14 protein-coding genes are annotated in these 16,999 nt (G+C 46.0%); 1 reads left to right on the top strand and 13 read right to left on the bottom strand.

Annotated features, from left to right (window positions below; all coding sequences use genetic code 11):
• Nucleotides 1–27: 27 nt before the first annotated feature.
• The 7 genes from recQ to N4A56_RS07435 all read right to left on the bottom strand — a co-directional run bounded on the left by recQ (nucleotide 28) and on the right by N4A56_RS07435 (nucleotide 8,202).
• On the bottom strand, nucleotides 28–2,244 hold the full coding sequence (gene recQ, locus N4A56_RS07465; protein ID WP_295546204.1) for a DNA helicase RecQ: 2,217 nt from the start codon (nucleotides 2,242–2,244) through the stop codon (nucleotides 28–30).
• Nucleotides 2,245–2,348: 104 nt separating this feature from the next.
• Nucleotides 2,349–2,834, bottom strand: coding sequence for a hypothetical protein (locus N4A56_RS07460; RefSeq protein ID WP_293671449.1), 486 nt, complete (start codon nucleotides 2,832–2,834; stop codon nucleotides 2,349–2,351).
• Between the two features lie 131 nt (nucleotides 2,835–2,965).
• Nucleotides 2,966–5,371 (bottom strand): endopeptidase La, encoded by a 2,406-nt coding sequence (gene lon, locus N4A56_RS07455; RefSeq protein WP_295546202.1) that lies wholly within the window; start codon nucleotides 5,369–5,371, stop codon nucleotides 2,966–2,968.
• 71 nt (nucleotides 5,372–5,442) lie between these two features.
• On the bottom strand, nucleotides 5,443–5,712 hold the full coding sequence (locus N4A56_RS07450) for an acylphosphatase (RefSeq protein ID WP_293671445.1): 270 nt from the start codon (nucleotides 5,710–5,712) through the stop codon (nucleotides 5,443–5,445).
• Nucleotides 5,713–5,735: 23 nt separating this feature from the next.
• On the bottom strand, nucleotides 5,736–6,413 hold the full coding sequence (gene radC / locus N4A56_RS07445; protein ID WP_295546199.1) for a DNA repair protein RadC: 678 nt from the start codon (nucleotides 6,411–6,413) through the stop codon (nucleotides 5,736–5,738).
• A 118-nt stretch (nucleotides 6,414–6,531) separates the two neighbouring features.
• Complete coding sequence (gene holA, locus N4A56_RS07440; protein WP_295546197.1) at nucleotides 6,532–7,503, bottom strand: DNA polymerase III subunit delta; 972 nt, start codon at nucleotides 7,501–7,503, stop codon at nucleotides 6,532–6,534.
• Nucleotides 7,504–7,686: 183 nt separating this feature from the next.
• Nucleotides 7,687–8,202, bottom strand: a complete 516-nt coding sequence (locus tag N4A56_RS07435) for an LPS assembly lipoprotein LptE (RefSeq protein ID WP_295546196.1) — start codon at nucleotides 8,200–8,202, stop codon at nucleotides 7,687–7,689.
• A gap of 213 nt (nucleotides 8,203–8,415) precedes the next feature.
• Here N4A56_RS07435 and N4A56_RS07430 point away from each other — a divergent pair, with 213 nt between their 5' ends.
• Complete coding sequence (locus N4A56_RS07430) at nucleotides 8,416–8,877, top strand: YaiI/YqxD family protein (protein WP_295546195.1); 462 nt, start codon at nucleotides 8,416–8,418, stop codon at nucleotides 8,875–8,877.
• Between the two features lie 156 nt (nucleotides 8,878–9,033).
• Here N4A56_RS07430 and N4A56_RS07425 read toward each other — a convergent pair whose 3' ends face one another.
• From N4A56_RS07425 to N4A56_RS07400, 6 genes are all read right to left on the bottom strand, one after another.
• A complete protein-coding gene (locus tag N4A56_RS07425; protein WP_295546192.1) occupies nucleotides 9,034–10,599 on the bottom strand; it encodes a DUF697 domain-containing protein in 1,566 nt (521 codons plus the stop codon).
• A gap of 379 nt (nucleotides 10,600–10,978) precedes the next feature.
• Nucleotides 10,979–13,468 (bottom strand): leucine--tRNA ligase, encoded by a 2,490-nt coding sequence (gene leuS / locus N4A56_RS07420; protein ID WP_295546364.1) that lies wholly within the window; start codon nucleotides 13,466–13,468, stop codon nucleotides 10,979–10,981.
• A gap of 509 nt (nucleotides 13,469–13,977) precedes the next feature.
• Nucleotides 13,978–14,445, bottom strand: coding sequence for a transcription antitermination factor NusB (gene nusB / locus N4A56_RS07415; RefSeq protein WP_293671433.1), 468 nt, complete (start codon nucleotides 14,443–14,445; stop codon nucleotides 13,978–13,980).
• A gap of 3 nt (nucleotides 14,446–14,448) precedes the next feature.
• On the bottom strand, nucleotides 14,449–14,919 hold the full coding sequence (ribE, locus tag N4A56_RS07410) for a 6,7-dimethyl-8-ribityllumazine synthase (RefSeq protein ID WP_293671431.1): 471 nt from the start codon (nucleotides 14,917–14,919) through the stop codon (nucleotides 14,449–14,451).
• A 134-nt stretch (nucleotides 14,920–15,053) separates the two neighbouring features.
• Entirely contained in the window at nucleotides 15,054–16,271 is a 1,218-nt protein-coding gene (locus tag N4A56_RS07405; RefSeq protein ID WP_293671430.1) for a bifunctional 3,4-dihydroxy-2-butanone-4-phosphate synthase/GTP cyclohydrolase II, read from the bottom strand.
• A 64-nt stretch (nucleotides 16,272–16,335) separates the two neighbouring features.
• The gene (locus N4A56_RS07400; protein ID WP_295546189.1) at nucleotides 16,336–16,998 is read right to left on the bottom strand and encodes a riboflavin synthase; all 663 of its coding nucleotides are present in this window, start codon (nucleotides 16,996–16,998) and stop codon (nucleotides 16,336–16,338) included.
• Nucleotide 16,999: the final 1 nt, after the last annotated feature.

Here is a 16,999-nt window from a genome sequence, read left to right as displayed (position 1 = left end):
CTACCTGAGTAGTAACGGGCTTTTCTTTTACCATTCTTCTGAGCTGGCTTTTTTTAAATCTACCGCAATACACCGTAAAAGACCGTAGTCATACTTTCCTTTCAGGGCTGTATGCGCACCTTTGATCCCTGTTCCTGAGCCAATGGCTGCGGCAACTTGTGCCCGCACAGCTTCTATTTCGTCTGCTGTCAGTTGTGCTGTAACGGCTGCAAGTTCAATTTCACCTAGTTCAACGGCACGGGCGATATGTCCATAAACAGTTCCATCTACTAAGTTGCGTTCAGCAGCAACTAGCGTAACGCTTCCCAGTTGTCGGAATAAGTCGATTGATTTTTGGACGGTGTCGGTAATAGTTTTTCCGGCATCTTTCTTTTTTTGCTTTGCAGCTGCCCGTTGCGGAAGTTCTGGCAAGGAGTCAGGGCGTCCGTGTTCTGCCTCAAAGTTGGTAAGCACGGAGAGCATCAGGTCACCATACATAGCAAGCTTTGTTTGTCCGATTCCGTGAATATTACACAGATCGTCTTTTTGAATAGGGCGATAGGCAACAAGCTCCAGCAGCGTTTTATCTGGGAGTACAGAGTATGGCGGGATGTTTTGTTCCCGTGAAATACGTGTGCGTTCTATCTTAAGAAGATCAAGCAGCAAGGTTGCATCCGGAAGTTGAAGCGCATGCTGCATGGCTGCGTCCAGTTCTTTCTTATTCACATGTTTTGTGGTTGTGGCAGAAAGAGAGTCGCGTCGCAGTGAGACTGTTTTTTCGCTACGCAGAATTTGCCAGCTTGTGTCATTAAGCTTCAGGCTTCCGTTTTCAGGGTCAGAATCAAGCATCTGCAAGGCAACCAGTTGTCTGAATACACCTTTCCACGTCTCTTTCCCAAGTTCTTTACCGCACGCAAATGTTTTTATCAGATTATGTTCGTGCTCTGAAACTCGCTTCGTCAGGTTGCCAATCAAAATATCTGTAAGATGCGTTGCCCCGAACCGTTGCCCTGTTCGATACACGCATGAAAGTGCTTTTTGCGCTGCAATTGTGCCGTCCCATGTTTCGACAGGGAACAGGCAGGTGTCGCAGTTGCCGCATTTTTCTGTACGGTGTTCGCCGAAGTAAGAGAGAATAACGTTGCGGCGGCATTCAGTTGTTTCAATGAATCCGAGTAGGGAGTTGAATTTGTGCTGCTCAATGATGGCACGGTTTGTTGAAGATCGTGTAATCATACGTCTTGCAAGCACAATGTCCTGCAAGTTGTATAAAAGAAGAGCGTCTGCCGGAAGACCGTCGCGACCAGCACGACCTGTTTCCTGATGGTATGCCTCAAGGCTTTTGGGTAGTCCAATATGTACAACAAAACGCACGTTTGGTTTGTTAACCCCCATACCAAAGGCAATAGTGGCAACCATAATGACGTTTTCTTCCATCATGAATCTGGACTGGTTATGATTTCGCTGAATTGCGCTCATCCCTGCATGGTACGGCAGTGCGTTGAAACCTGCCTCGGTAAGCTTAGAGGCAATCTCTTCTACTTTTTTGCGTGACTGGCAATAGACAATGCCGGACTCATCCTTGTAGTTATTGCGGATAAAACTGAAAAGTTGATCCTGTCCTCGTTCTCTATTTTGAATAGTATACGTGATATTCGGTCTATCAAACCCTGTGGCAAAAACAGGGGCTTGTTGAAGGTGCAACTGTTCTGCAATGTCTTTGCGGGTGGGGTCATCAGCTGTTGCTGTAAGTGCAATGAGCGGAACTTGCGGGAAACGTTCACGTAAAATTGACAGGCGCGTGTATTCCGGTCTGAAATCGTGTCCCCACTGTGAGACGCAGTGTGCTTCATCAATAGTAAATAGTGCAGGGTGGATTGTGTCAAGTAATGCCAGAAATACAGGTGTGACAAGGCGTTCAGGCGCAACATAGAGCATGTCCAGCTCATTATTACGGAGCTGTTGTTCCACTAGCTGCTGTTCTTGCGGGCTTTGGCTTGAGTTCAGAAAAGCTGCCCGTATCCCCATTTGCACTAATTCGTTTACCTGATCTTGCATAAGCGCAATCAAAGGTGAAACGATGATGCCAGTGCCTTTGCGGATAATAGAAGGCAATTGATAGCAAAGCGATTTACCGCTGCCTGTAGGCATGATGACAAGTGCATCGCCACCATCAATCATGTGATTGATGATGTCTTCCTGCTTGCCTCTGAAGTCTCTAAATCCGTAGGTTGTCCGAAGAATGTCTAGTGGAGTTTGATTCATTGTTCCCTCTTGTGTGCGGGAAGATAGCGCATGAGCCGTTGCTTAGCAAAGCCTTTCAAAAGACCGGACAGCGTCTTTTGAACATTTGCTTTTCAGAAACAGGCTTATTGTTGTTCTTTCTTTTTACTTGCCCACGGGTAATGGAGAAACCATCCTGTTTGGCACATAAAAGAATGTTCCGGACAATCTTCAGGGACAAGAAAGTCTGGATTTTCTGGCAGCTCAGATTCAGTCAAAATTTTTCCACGGCATCGACAACCGAGCGAGTAAGGAGGAAGCATGCTGATAAGAGAAGGATGGGATGCTGGCAAAATTTTACCTGCCAAATTTTCGCATCTGCTGCATGCTTCTTGGTCTGCGGGAATGTCTCCAATGTGGTCAACAGTTATCTGCATGTACAGGCTGGAGTCTTCCAGAAGTGCTCGCATCGTTTTTAGATGAGCAGTTCGCCATGCAATGACATTATCCATAAAAGCATTGATGTCCTCGGATGAGGCATCATTTTCTTCCATAAGTAACCAAACAACCTGACCGGACAGACGGCTGAATAATGGGTGGATGTTGGAAAGCGAAGTGTCATCAGTCTGCATACTGGCGTCCTTTTATCAAAAAAATAAGGCGGTGAACATTGGGTTCACCGCCTTTATTGCGTACATGTTCTTGGACTTTTGCGCTACCAGAAGTAGCAAGCAGAGTCCAGCATGTTGTTAGATTTAGCCGACTATTTTGTAAAAGCTAACGGGATGATATCTTGAATGTGCGATGCGGTATGCACATCAATCTTTTTGAGTAAATCCGCTGGAACATCTTCAAGGTCTTTTTCATTCTGTTTAGGAATGCATACTTGATGTAATCCACGGGCAACACCGGCAAGAATTTTTTCTTTGATGCCACCAACAGGTAAGACACGTCCACGCAGAGTAATTTCGCCAGTCATACAAAGATCGTGGTTCACAGGTTCACCTTTCAAAGCGGAGATAAGCGCGATGAGCAAAGTTACACCGGCGGAAGGTCCATCTTTAGGGGTAGCACCCGCTGGAACGTGAATGTGAATATCGTGCTTATCAAGGAAATCGGCATCAATGTTCAACTCTTCTGCATTGGCTCGTGCATAACTTAGTGCAGCCTGTGCGGATTCTTTCATAACATCACCGAGCTGACCTGTAAGGGTAAGTTTGCCTTTTCCCTTCATAGGCGTCACTTCGATGTTAAGAATCACGCCGCCATATGGAGTCCATGCCAACCCCTGTGCGACACCCGGAATAAGATCAGCATCTTTTTCTTCATCAATGAAGCGTGGGATACCCAGCAGCTTCTGAAGCGTTTTGGCAGTGACCTTGTAAGGACCAGCTGTGCCTTCTGCTTTTTGACGCGCAAGCTTGCGGCATACTGCGCCGATTTCACGTTCAAGGTTACGCAGTCCGGCTTCGCGTGTGTATTCTTGAATTATTTTAGAGAGCACGCTGTCTGCAATAGAAACTTCGTCTTTTTTCAGACCGTTTTCTTCTGCCTGACGTGGCAACAGATAGCGACGCGCAATGCGGGTTTTTTCCTGCATTGTGTATCCCGGAATCTGGATAATTTCCATGCGGTCACGCAAAGGTCCCGGAATAGTATCCAGCTGGTTTGCTGTGCAGATGAACATGACTTTCGACAGATCAAAAGGAACATTCAGGTAGTGGTCTGAAAAATTACTGTTCTGCTCAGGGTCAAGGACTTCCAGCAGTGCAGAAGACGGGTCGCCTCTAAAATCAGAGCCGAGCTTGTCGATTTCATCCAGCATGATGACAGGGTTACGAGTTCCCATAAGTTTCATTGTCTGGATTATACGCCCCGGCATAGCGCCGACGTATGTACGGCGATGACCGCGGATTTCTGCTTCGTCGCGCATACCACCAAGCGAAATACGCTGAAATTTACGCCCCAAAGAGCGCGCAATGGAACGTCCTAAAGACGTTTTACCAACCCCCGGAGGGCCTGCGAAACAAAGGATAGGTCCTTTAGATTTCGGGTTAAGTTTGCGAACAGAGAGGTATTCAAGAATACGATCTTTGACTTTTTCCAGACCGTAATGATCTTCGTCCAAAATTTCCTGCGCTTTTAAAATATCAAGTCGATCACGGGAAAGCTTTTTCCAAGGAAGTTCAGAAAGCCACTCAAGGTAGCTGCGAACAACGCTGGCTTCAGATGATTCTGGATGCATTCCGGTAAGACGACGCAATTGTTTAGAAGCTTCTTTGCGAACATCCTTAGGCAGACCTGCTTTGTTCAGTGCTTCAGCAAGCTCTTCTGCTTCTTCTTCTGCACCTTCACCTTCACCAAGCTCTGTACGGATAGCTTTAAGCTGTTCGCGCAGGTAGTAGTCGCGTTGTGCCTTATCCATGCCTTCTCGAGCCATAGATTGAATGCGTGCCTGTACGTTAGCAACTTCTGATTCTTTTTGGAGCTGCTTATTGACAAGGTCTAAACGATCCAGAGGGTCGTTGCACTCAAGAATAGACTGTGCATCCGGTACTTTCATTCGCAAATTTGCTGCAATCAAATCTGCAAGGCGTCCTGGATCGTGCACTGTGTTGAGAACAGACATAATTTCAGATGTTGCAACACCACGCAGGGAGAGAATTTCTTCGCTCTGTTCGCGTACGGCACGCATCATAGCTTCTGTTTCAACGGAAACTTCTTCGATTTCGACTTCTTCCAGACCATTCACTTCTGCCACAAGGTATGGCTCTGTGCTGGTGAAGTGATCGATTTTTGCACGGCTTACACCTTGTACGAGCACTTTGAGGCGTCCGTCAGGCATTTTAAGCATGCGCATAATCATTACAACAGTACCAGTGGTGTGCAAATCCTCTGGCGAAGGATCTTCAGTGGATTCGTCTTTCTGTGTTGTAATCATCATGTAGCGGCTGCCGTTAAGGGCAGCGTCAACGGCCTGAACAGATTTTTCACGCCCTACAAAGAGCGGAAGAATCATGTAATTGAAGACAACAATATCTCGAACCGGAAGTACAGGAAGTTCGGCGGGGAATTCCGGTAGCGTTGCATCTGCATCGTGCTCCAGAGCGCCTGAAAGAACTTCCTCTTCGGTAATTAACGGTGTGCTGTTCATTATATCGTCAGTCATGGGTGCCCTCCAAGCTGGGCAGATACGGTGTTATATATAGTTGCTGGCGTATCTACGACAGTAACATGTGTTTAATGCATGGAAAAACCCGTAAGTTCTTCCTGTAAATTTGTGTCACACGGCTGAACATCCGTGACATGCCCACTTACCGGACCTTGCCACAGTTCTTTTTCAAATTGACGCAGACTACTGATATCTCCCTCTGCAACAAGCTCAACACGTCCATCCGGCAGATTGCGTACCCAACCGCTTAATCCCAAAGAAATTGCTGTGTGGTGTGCCCAATACCGGAACCCAACCCCTTGTACTTTCCCTGATATGATATAGCGCTGCCTAGCCATGATACGCCTCCTTTTGGAAGATGTTACATGTGTCCCTCATCCTTCAGGCTGTAGTATGTCTCTGCTGTAATTATTAGATGGTCGAGTAGTCTAATGCCTAATATGCGTCCTGCCTGTACAATGTGCCGTGTTATTTCTATATCCGGTGACGAAGGATTAAGATTGCCACCCGGATGATTGTGTACAATTACCAGCGAACTGGCTTTGCGTTGCAGTGCCTGCTCCATAAGCTCCCTTGGGTAGATCATGGTAGTATTCACTGTGCCGGTTGAAATTCTTTCCCAAGAAATGAGCCTGTTCTGGTTATCCAAAAAAGCTGCCCAAAACTCTTCTTTATCTTTACGTCCCAATCGGATGCGTGCCATTTCTGCAACTTCAGCAGGGCTGGAAAGCTTTTTCTTTTCCGAGATTCCAGATTCCATGTAACGGGAGAAGAGTTCCCGTAGTAACTTCCAGTGGCTCAGAAGAGATGCCCCGAAGCCTTTGAGTTGAAGCAGGTCTTCATCTTGCGCATCTAGCACACCTCGAAGTGTACCAAATCGATGTAATAGTTCTTTAGCGAGCGGTTTTGTGTCGGAACGCAAAATAACAGTTCCGAGCACAAGTTCTAGGATTTCGTAGTCAGCAAGCGACTGCTCGTCTTTGTTTAATTTTTCGCGCAGACGCTTCCTATGTCCATGATAGTGAGCTTTTTCTGTCATAATAAACAGGAATTGCAACGTGGCAAGCGATAACAGGTGAATTTTAATTATATTTCAACAAAAAAGGTGCATCAAGCAGAAAAAAAGAGACAGTTAGTGGTAAAACAAGGCAAAAAAGCTACTTTTTTGGAGAAAAAAGAGCAAGAAGACCGGCAACTAATATTTCCATCGCCTGTTCTGGCTTGCGTTCACCAGTTTTGATACCCATTTCTGCTTCCAGAGCCAGATCCCATATTTTTGAAAGGCGAACTGGACCGAGGTTTGTTGCGAGTCGTTTTTTTTGTTGCACAATACCGGAGGGTAAGCGGACGGTTTCGCCTGCATAGAGTTGCCATAAAATACGTGCTTCGCGCAGGAGCATGGCAAGGAATGAAAAGATCATTGCGTCGCCTGCTGCCTGACTGGATAGAACCTTGTTCCACACCTTATCAGGTGTTTTGCCTGATTGTAGTGCGTTGATGAACGCGAATATATCCATATCAGCATCATGGGAAATATCTTTAATGTGCTCGTCTGCAATTATTCGAGCATCTCCGGCAGCAAGAGCGAGTTTTTCCAGCTCATTTTTTGCGGCAGAGGCATCTTGGGGTAAAACTTGTGATAGCGCATGAACTATTTTGGGTTCAATTTGCATATGATTTTGTGCTGCCCATTGTTCAATGAAACCACGCATTGCACGTTCTGTAAGTCCTGCTGATTGCCATATCCATGCTTTCGTTTCTGCCAGTTTCCAGCATGGTAGTTTCTTTATTGCAGCTGGGATTTTAGGTTTGCCTCTATCGTATGGGGCTTCAAGGAAAATAATGACCCATGCCAGCGGATTATATTGCCCGAGACTTGTGCTGAGTTTACGCCACGCATCAATGGGAAGGTTTTGTGCATTACGAATCATGAGCACTTTGGGTGAGGCAAACAATCCTTGCAGCGTAAGGTTTTCCCAGAAGACAGGCGGCAGCCCTTCATCGCTCCAGTATACGTGTTTTTCCCACGCTCCCTCTGGAGCGGGATTTTCCTGTAATAGGGAATTGATGTAGTTTTTGGTCAGCTGTATATCGGGGCAGACGCAAATGGAAAATCCGGGTCTTGGCATGTGGTATCCTGTTTTGTGGTGTTCAAAATTAGGGCGGTAAGCACTACTATTCGGCATTGCATTACACCGAAATGATATTTCGATGCTTGCCGTTGTATAATTACTAAAAAAGGCTCGGAGCAATGACTCCGAGCCTCTTTATATACAATGGTATCACGCAGGTCTATGGGCAGTAATGCAACGCTAGAATGTGTTACGCATCTTATCAGCCATTTTTTCAACCAGCAGGTTGATAATTTCTACACCTGCTGTGCGTTCATCAGAAACAGGATATGAGCGTGATAGAGTTGTTTTGTCCGAAGTCCACACCAGCTTATTTGCTTTGCTGTAAACGGATGTACTAAATATGATAGTGACAGTGTATTCGAGTGTTTCGTCTTTTGTACCTTTAATACGACTGTTGATAGTGAATTTCTCAATATCAATGACCATACTATAATCTGCTTTGTCAGATGCGGTCATAACAGCGAGATTTCTATCGGTAATTTCGTCGTACATAGCAGTACGGACAACCTGAGTAATCCACGGGTAAATAGTAGAGTTCTTTACTTCTCTAATACGCATTGTGGATGAACCGTCGCCGAAAAGGCTTGGCTGGTTGTTAGTAAATGTATATCCGCAGCCTGAGAGAGCGAGCGTAGCAAGCAGGCATATGAGTGCACAAAGGCGGGATACAGAGGATAATGCAGGAAGCGTCATTCGAGATTCCTATGTTATTGTTTGTGTCAAAAAAGAAAATACAGTTGGTACAACTCGGTATATGCAATGAGATACCAACACGATATTAGATAACAGATGAAGTGTGATTACGTCTAGCTTCGGATGCGGTTAACAGGTAAACAGGCGTTGTAAAAACAAGGCTTGTGACACGTTGATATGGTAAGGTATCCAACAAAATACACCGGAGTTACTATGCAGATATGGGTAGATGCAGATGCCTGCCCCCGAGTGATTAAAGATGTGCTTTTTAAGGTAGCTGTGCGACGAAAAGTAAGAACAACACTTGTTGCGAACAGCGGAATGGCTGTTCCGCCTTCTCCATATATTGATTTTATTCGAGTAGGGGCTGGGTTTGACGAGGCAGACAATGAAATTGCAAAGCGTGCAGACGAGGGTGACCTTGTAGTGACAGCGGATGTTCCGCTTGCAGACAAGGTTGTTGAAAAGGGCGCCACTGGGTTGAACCCACGAGGGCAGCTGTATACAGAAGATAATATCAAAGGGTTGCTACGCATGCGTCATCTTATGGAAGAGTTACGTAGCGGTGGAATGGTCGGTGGTGGACCTGCTCCCCTTGGTGCACGGGATAAACAGGAATTTACAAACCAGCTGGATAAATTTGTGACACGCAGGCTTAACGAAGAAGGTGAGTAGCGAACACCTGACGTGGGCATCTGTGGTAGCTTTTGGGCTTTCAAGAAGTTTTCAGCAAACAGTGTCCTGTGCTACTCACTATTTTGCTAGCAGCTAGTAATGTTATAAAAAAAGAGCTGAGAAGGACTGTCACCTTCTCAGCTCTTTTTTTATGAATTATTCAGGGTGCTGTGTTGAGTCTTTTCCAGTGTTTTTCTTTGAGAAAGGACGGACAAGAGTCTTTTTAGCTTTTCCAGCGACAGCTGATACTTTTTTACCGGATTTTTTTACACCGTTTTTTAATTTGGCATCAGCTTTATTCACTGCTGTTGCTGTCTTTTTGCTAACGGAGTGAAGGTTATGTGTAGCAGCCGTTGCGGCGGTGTGTAATCCACTTGTTGCGTCAGTGGCTTTCGCATTAATACGGCTTGCTGTTGTGGACACTGTCGTATTGATATTCTTTTTGGCGACATTTGCCGCAGATGCAACATCTGAAATTCCCTTTGAGACGGTGTGTGCGGCGCAAGAAGCACTTTTTGATGCGCTGGACGCCGCTGCTGAAACACCTTTGCTTGCAGTAGACGTAGCAGTGGAAAAGCCGGAAGCTACGCCCGAGGCTGTTTTTTTCGTCGCATGCTTGATGGTTGTCCCCGTAGCGGAAGCTCCAGAAGCAATTTTTTCTGCTGCACCAGATACACAGGAACGCGCAGTGCTGAAACGCTCTTTCTTTTCCTTTGGTGGTTTTGTGGCTTCTTCAGGCTCTTCAGATGCTGTACGTTTTTTTGAGGACGGAGCGACGCTACGAACGGCATCCCATGCTTTTGCCATGCTACGCTTAACGGTTTTGGATGCGCCGGAAATGAGTAGCTGGGCAACTGTTGAGATTGTGTCACCTGATGTTCGCATAAACATTGCGGCTGCCTCTGCTGTTGCAGATTTTCGCAGCTCTTTTTGTGAGACTAAATCACTGTCTGAATAAATGCTCATGTAGTTGCGGGCAATAATTCCACAGCGCATGGTTAGCAGTGAGTTCATGGAACCATCAAGAATTGAGGTTGTAACAACGGACGCAACTGATTGTGCCCCCGGAATACTGCCAATCGCCGAGGTTGCCACAAGTGGAGCTACGATTTGCTGCGTGTATTCTTCCACAACTATATCTTCCAATGCACCAGCGAAGAAGGCGGTTGCAGCAACGTTCTTATAGAGTGTTATCAAGTCACTTACGTGTGGGCGTTGCGCATACAACTTAGTAATTTTGTAGATAAGATGAGTGATAAGTGCAAAGACAATAAGCGTATCCAGTCTGCCGTTTTGTGCTGTTGCAGTACCGACAAAAACTCGCTTAGAGGTTTCTTCAATCTGCTTGTTGGCTTTTGTTTTCAGAACAGCGATACAGTCGTCAATTTCTTGCTGAGTTTCGCAAGCTAACTGCTGGCTTTTGATAAAAGGATTGCATCGAAGCCGTTCAATGTATCTGCGACGGTATTCTTCTAGCTGCTCATCCGTTGGGTTTTCCGGTATGAGCAGTGGTTTTGGAAAAATAAATAGTGTCAGGGCTGCGTAGCTAAGTAGTGCGCTACCAATAGCGGTAAGTGACCAGAATACAATCGGAACGTAGACCGGATTTATGTATGCGAAAAGGTCGGCGATTACGCGAATGCCGGAAAGTAGTAAGGATACCACTGCGATGCACAGGACACCGCCAATAAGTGCGAGTATGATTTTGAGTTTTGATTGCATGTGAGTCCAAAAAGTCCGTTATACGGAGGTTACGTTGTGTAGTTTTTTCTTTCATAATTTCTCGCGCATTGTATTTAGAATGTGAAGCCTTTTTTACAGATTACATTTCCCAATAGAAATAATCAGCACTAGCTATTAAGCGAATACCATTTGTTTTTATGATGTTATCGCAAAAAAAAGGGTGGAGTAAAAACTCCACCCTAAAAATATTCTGCTCGCCACTTTTTTTGAATCACGTTGATAGCGCCGCAAGGGCTATTCACGCATAGAATCTGATTCGCCTAATCGGGGATGCAAGGGGCTTGAAGTCCCTTGCCCGTCGGAGGCAAAAAAAGCTTAGCAAGAAAAAGGGTGGAGTAAAAACTCCACCCTTCATGATTTAGTTAGCTACGATGTTAACAAGCTTGCCAGGAACAACGATCACTTTGCGGATTGTTTTTCCTTCAATGTGCTTGAGAACATTCGCATCAGTTTTTGCGAGTTCTTCAACTTCATCTTTGCTTGCGGAGGCAGGCACTTCGAGACGAGCACGAACCTTGCCGTTTACCTGTACTACAACGGTGAGTACATCTTTTACCATTGCTTCTTCGCTGTAGGTTGGCCAGCTTGCATGTACAAGGCGCTCAGTGTGTCCAAGCTGTTCCCAGATTTCTTCGCACAGGTGCGGAGTGAATGGGGACATGAGGTTGATAACTGTGCTGATTGCTGAAGACAGAACTTTGCGACCTTTTTCGTCACCTTTCAGAGCATCTTTAGCAAGGTAGATTTCGTTTACCAGTTCCATAACCGCTGCGATAGCGGTGTTGAACTGGAAGCGCTGTTCAATGTCGTCACCCGCTTTTTTGACGGTCTCATGTTCTTTAAGACGAATGCCTTTTGCTTCTTTGCAGGTGCAGTCATCAGCAGTAGAAGAACAAGGTTCAGCGGTAATAAGGTCGCCTTCAAGCTCTTCAATGAGACGCCAGATGCGGTTTACAAAGCGGAAAGAACCGTCGATGCCGGTTTCAGACCATTCAAAGTCACGCTCTGGTGGGGCAGCAAAGAGGCAGAACAGACGTACTGTGTCAGCACCGTAGCGCTCGATCATAGCAGTCGGGTCAACAACGTTACCTTTGGATTTGGACATTTTGGAGCCATCCATGAGAACCATGCCCTGAGTGAGCAGGTTAGCGAAAGGCTCGTCGAAGTTCATGTAGCCGCAGTCACGCAGTGCTTTGGTGAAGAAGCGTGCGTAAAGCAGGTGAAGAATAGCGTGTTCAACACCACCAATGTACTGATCAACTGGTGCCCAGTAGTTGAGAGCTTCCGGTGTAAATGGTGCTTCGTGATTCTGTGCATCAGTGTAGCGTGCAAAGTACCATGAGGATTCTACGAAAGTATCCATGGTATCTGTTTCGCGACGTGCAGGCTTTCCACACTTAGGGCAAGTGCAGTTTACGAATTCAGGAGAGTCTGGAAGTGGTGAACGACCATCGGCATGTGTCTGCACGTTCAGTGGAAGTTCAATAGGAAGATTTTCCTCTTTTTCTGGAACAATGCCGCATTCGTCACAATATACTACAGGGATTGGAGCACCCCAGTAGCGCTGACGGGAAATGTTCCAGTCACGCAGGCGGTAGTTGACGGTTTTTTCGCCGCAGTTGTTTTCCTGCAACCATACGGCAACTTTTTCTTTGCCTTCTTCGTTGGTAATGCCGCTGAATTCACCGGAATTAACCATGATGCCAGGCGCAGTGTATGCTTCTGTCATGGTAGCAGGATCAAGCTCTTCGCCTTCCTGCTGAATTACAACATGCAGTGGCAACTCATATTTATGTGCAAATTCAAAGTCACGCTGGTCATGTGCCGGTACTGCCATTACAGCACCTGTGCCGTAGTCAACGAGAACAAAGTTGGCAACGTATACAGGAACTTTAGCACCATTCACTGGGTTGATGCAGTATGCACCGGTGAAGATACCTTCTTTTTCCAGATTGTCAGAGGTACGCTCAATGCGATCCATGTTTGTGATGCGCTTTACGAATGCACGTACGTCATCAGCCTGCTCTTTACCTTCGATGAGTTTTTCTACCAGTGGGTGTTCTGGCGCAAGGCTCATGAAAGATACACCAAACACAGTGTCTGGGCGGGTGGTGAACACAGGGATAATTTCGTCGGAATCTTCGACTTTGAACTGGATTTCTGCACCTACAGATTTACCAATCCAGTTCTCCTGCATGGAGATAACACGATCCGGCCAGCCGCCTTTGAGTTTGTCGAGGTCGGCAAGCAGCTCTTCAGCGTAGTCTGTGATTTTAAGGAACCACTGTGCGAGGTCACGCTGTTCTACAACAGAGTCACAACGCCAGCAAAGACCGTCTTCAACCTGTTCGTTAGCAAGAACGGTGTTACATGTAGGACACCAGTTCTGAGCCTGACGCTTGCGGTAGAGCAGACCTTTTTCAAGAAATTTGAGGAAGAACAACTGTTCCCAGCGGTAGTATTCTTTATCGCAGGTGGCAAGCTCACGACGCCAGTCGAAAGAGTAGCCAAGGCGTGAAAGCTGGTCACGCATGTTGTCGATGTTGGAATGAGTCCACTTTGCCGGGTGGATGTTGTTTTTGATAGCTGCGTTTTCCGCAGGAAGACCAAAAGCATCCCAACCCATAGGGTGCATTACGTTTTTGCCTTTCATACGCATGAAACGCGCTACAACGTCACCAAGTGAATAGTTGCGAACATGACCCATGTGAATGTTGCCGGAAGGGTACGGGAACATTTCCAGCACATAGTGTTTAGGTTTGTCTGAAGTGTGATCGGTGTGGAAATCACCGTTGGCTGCCCAAGTTTGCTGCCATTTAGTTTCTATGGCTTGCGGATCATATTTCATTGCCGACAGTTCCTTTAATCTTTCGCTCATTAAAAACGTCTGTTGTTACAGCCATGGAATCGATTTCTAACGGAGGATATTCGTTATCCGTGCAGAAAACTACCGTGACTGTGCGTATATGTGGTTGTTCAGCAACTCTACGCTTGTGCTACCACATGGGGGCACGCAACAGTTTTTTGATTCTTAAACAATATAAATAGTTACCAGATTGTCGAGCCGTCTGGAACTTCATACTTATTTTTACTGCCTTGCAATACAAAACAACCTGTTATTCGGCAAGAGAAGGAAGCTTTGTTTTGCGCAAAAATGTCATTTTTTTAACGGGAGATGCCCGAACTTCTTTTTTCAAGAAGTCCGGGCACAAAAAAACGCTATATATGAAGGCGTCTGAAATGGGATACGTAGCAATGCCAAAACCGGAAGTACTGCGAGATATTGCTCGCCATATTGCGGTTAAAGGATATTCCTTTGTGGCGTAAGGGGTAACCTTTTCGCCGGAGGCATTGGTACTAGTATTTAAGTTTCAGTGTTCCTTCATCCAGAGCTTTTGCAGCAGCATCTAGCAGACCGTTAACGAATGGACGAGAACGTTCGTCGCCAAACTGCTTTGCAAGTTCGATAGCTTCGTTAATAGCAACTTTTGGTGGAATATCTTCACGATAAAGCATTTCAAAAACTGCAAGACGGAGCACGGTGAGTTCAATTTTGCCAATACGATCCACTTTCCAGTGGCGGGAAAATTGTCCAATCACGTCGTCCAGAGCACGGTAGTTGCTCCATACACCTTCAATCAGTTCCCATGTGAAGCCTTCCGGCTGACACTGAGCTTCTGGTTTGTCGGCATTGTCAGGCGAAATAGTGTAGGCTTCCTGCAAAGACTCAATGGTCATGGCAGGAGAAAAATTTAAGCCGTACAAAAACTGAAATGCTTGTGCACGTGCCAACTTGCGTGGTGTTTTTTTGGGTTTGTTAGCCATATATTACAATTGCTCCAGAACACGGTATGTTTCAAGCATGGCGGATGCGGCTTCAACGCCTTTGTTGCCACCTTTGGAGCCAGCGCGTTCGATTGCTTGTTCAAGGGAATCACAGGTAAGAAGACCGAAGCCTACTGGTGTTTCGGAATCGAGGCTAACCTGAGCAAGACCCTTTGCACATTCATTACATACAAAATCAAAGTGAGGAGTAGCACCGCGGATAACTGCACCAACTGCTACAATGCCGTCATATTTACCGCTGGCAGCCAGTTTTTTGGCAGCAATCGGCATTTCGAATGCACCCGGAAGTTTTACAATAGTAATGTCTTCGCGGTCACCGCCGTTGCGAACAAGGTAGTCTACTGCGCCACCAACAAGACGATCAACAACAAAATCGTTGAAACGTGTTGCGATAATTGCAATTTTAAGACCTTTTGCGTCGAACTGACCTTCGATAGTTTTGATATGCAGCATGTGTAATCTCCTTCTTAAGTCCACTTTTTACTCCAACAGCAAAAGCGGGTCGGTAAGTATAGAACAAGCTCCCCAGCCCTGAAAAGAACTATTTTTAGGGATAGGGAGCATGTATTTAATTTGAATAATGGTTACTACTTGGAATCATTAAGATGTTCAAGCATGTGACCCATTTTTTCTTTTTTTGTACGTAAGTAGTCTTCATTGAATTCGCAAGCGTTCATTTCAATAGGAACACGTTCTACAACTTCAATGCCGTATCCTTCAATACCAACAATCTTTTTCGGGTTGTTGGTCATCATACGCATTTGGCGTACACCAAGATCAACCAACATCTGTGCGCCGATACCATAATCACGAAGGTCAGCTTTAAAGCCGAGCTTTTCGTTCGCTTCTACAGTGTCGTAGCCCTGATCTTGAAGGTTGTATGCTTTAATTTTGTTGGCAAGCCCGATACCGCGTCCTTCTTGGCGCATGTACAGGATGATGCCCTGATCTTCTGCCTGAACTTTACACATCGCGTTTGCAAGCTGGTCGCCGCAATCACAACGCATGGAACCAAGCACATCACCAGTGAGACACTCACTGTGTACGCGAACGAGTACTGGTTTGCTGGAATCGATTGGACCTTTCACAAGGGCAATATGAGTTTCCGGCTCAAGTTCGTTTTCGTATGCGATGATTTTAAATTCACCATATTTAGTAGGCATTTCCGCTTCTGCAACACGAGTAACGGAAAGTTCGTCCGGACGCATGCGGTGGCGGATAAGATCGCGGATAGTTGCGATTTTTAAATCGTGCTTTTCTGCAAATTCAACGAGGTCAGGCATGCGAGCCATTTCACCATCATCTTTCATGATTTCGCAAATAACAGCAGCGCCTTTAAGACCGCCAAGTTTAGCAAGGTCAACGGAACCTTCTGTCTGACCGGCACGTACAAGTACGCCGCCTCTCTGGGCGCGTAATGGGAAGATGTGACCCGGAGTAACAATGTCGTCCGGCTGTACGTCGTCTGCAATTGCAGCAAGAATTGTTGTAGCTCTGTCTTTAGCGGAGATACCGGTAGTAACGCCTGTTCGCGCTTCAATAGAAACGGTAAAGTTTGTACCGAACTTGGAACCGTTACGCTGGGTCATCATCGGCAGTTCAAGCTTGTCTACCCATTCAGGAGCCAGCGCAAGACAAATGAGTCCACGCCCGTATGTCGCCATAAAGTTAATAACTTCTGGTGTTACATGCTCAGCAGCAATAGTAAGGTCACCTTCGTTCTCGCGATCTTCGTCATCTACGAGAATAACCATTCGACCTTTTTTAATCTCTTCAATGGCCTCTTCGGCCGTACACATTGGCATTGTCGCACCTCGTTGTATGTTCTTAAACTGCATGTCCCACGAAGCAGATTAATGAATGCGAAAATTAAAATCCATTTTTTCTGAGAAACTCTTCAGTAATAGAGGAAGGAGCAGATTTCTCCTGCGCAGCATTGGGCTGCCATGCCCCAAGCATGCGTTGAACGTATTTTCCAATCACGTCCGTCTCTATATTAACACTGTATCCCGGATTCCACTGGGCTATTGTAGTGATCTTTTGAGTTTCGGGGATAATGTTTACTTCCAGAAAATTGTTTCCACAAGCATTAACTGTGAGGCTGATTCCATCAAGGGTAACTGAACCTTTAGGGATAACCTGCGTTTCGAACTCTTGCGGGAAAGAAATTTTGTAGATTTTTGAAAGCCCTGCCGGACGTACAGAATCTACAGTGCCGATACAGTCAACGTGTCCGCTTACAATGTGTCCGCCAAGGCGGTCACCCATTGTAAGAGCGCGTTCCAGGTTTACTTTACTGCCGGATTTAAGCTTACCAAGGTTGGTAAGCCCCATTGTTTCCGCAGAAGCATAAACAGTAAACCAGTCAGCGCCGAACTCTTCAACAGTAAGGCATACGCCGTTGGTTGCGATGGATTCACCGAGTACGTAGTCGGTCAGCTCGCAGCGTGGTATAATTGTAAGGCGTGTTTCTTTGCCCATATTCTGAACAGAGCGGACTTCACCCTGTCCAAGAATTATTCCTGTGAACATG

Origin of the sequence: Halodesulfovibrio sp., assembly GCF_025210605.1 — a bacterium.
In the GTDB taxonomy this organism is placed as follows: Bacteria; Desulfobacterota; Desulfovibrionia; order Desulfovibrionales; family Desulfovibrionaceae; genus Halodesulfovibrio.
The sequence above is the reverse complement of the archived record's forward strand: the minus strand, read 5'-3'. Positions and strand labels throughout refer to the sequence as shown.

Excerpts from the sequence above, each read along its gene's own strand:
- recQ (WP_295546204.1), bottom strand. The coding sequence starts at position 2,244 with ATGAATCAAACTCCACTAGACATTCTTCGGACAACCTACGGATTTAGA.
- N4A56_RS07460 (WP_293671449.1), bottom strand. The coding sequence starts at position 2,834 with ATGCAGACTGATGACACTTCGCTTTCCAACATCCACCCATTATTCAGC.
- lon (WP_295546202.1), bottom strand. The coding sequence starts at position 5,371 with ATGACTGACGATATAATGAACAGCACACCGTTAATTACCGAAGAGGAA.
- N4A56_RS07450 (WP_293671445.1), bottom strand. The coding sequence starts at position 5,712 with ATGGCTAGGCAGCGCTATATCATATCAGGGAAAGTACAAGGGGTTGGG.
- radC (WP_295546199.1), bottom strand. The coding sequence starts at position 6,413 with ATGACAGAAAAAGCTCACTATCATGGACATAGGAAGCGTCTGCGCGAA.
- holA (WP_295546197.1), bottom strand. The coding sequence starts at position 7,503 with ATGCCAAGACCCGGATTTTCCATTTGCGTCTGCCCCGATATACAGCTG.
- N4A56_RS07435 (WP_295546196.1), bottom strand. The coding sequence starts at position 8,202 with ATGACGCTTCCTGCATTATCCTCTGTATCCCGCCTTTGTGCACTCATA.
- N4A56_RS07430 (WP_295546195.1), top strand. The coding sequence starts at position 8,416 with ATGCAGATATGGGTAGATGCAGATGCCTGCCCCCGAGTGATTAAAGAT.
- N4A56_RS07425 (WP_295546192.1), bottom strand. The coding sequence starts at position 10,599 with ATGCAATCAAAACTCAAAATCATACTCGCACTTATTGGCGGTGTCCTG.
- leuS (WP_295546364.1), bottom strand. The coding sequence starts at position 13,468 with ATGAAATATGATCCGCAAGCCATAGAAACTAAATGGCAGCAAACTTGG.
- nusB (WP_293671433.1), bottom strand. The coding sequence starts at position 14,445 with ATGGCTAACAAACCCAAAAAAACACCACGCAAGTTGGCACGTGCACAA.
- ribE (WP_293671431.1), bottom strand. The coding sequence starts at position 14,919 with ATGCTGCATATCAAAACTATCGAAGGTCAGTTCGACGCAAAAGGTCTT.
- N4A56_RS07405 (WP_293671430.1), bottom strand. The coding sequence starts at position 16,271 with ATGCCAATGTGTACGGCCGAAGAGGCCATTGAAGAGATTAAAAAAGGT.
- N4A56_RS07400 (WP_295546189.1), bottom strand. The coding sequence starts at position 16,998 with ATGTTCACAGGAATAATTCTTGGACAGGGTGAAGTCCGCTCTGTTCAG.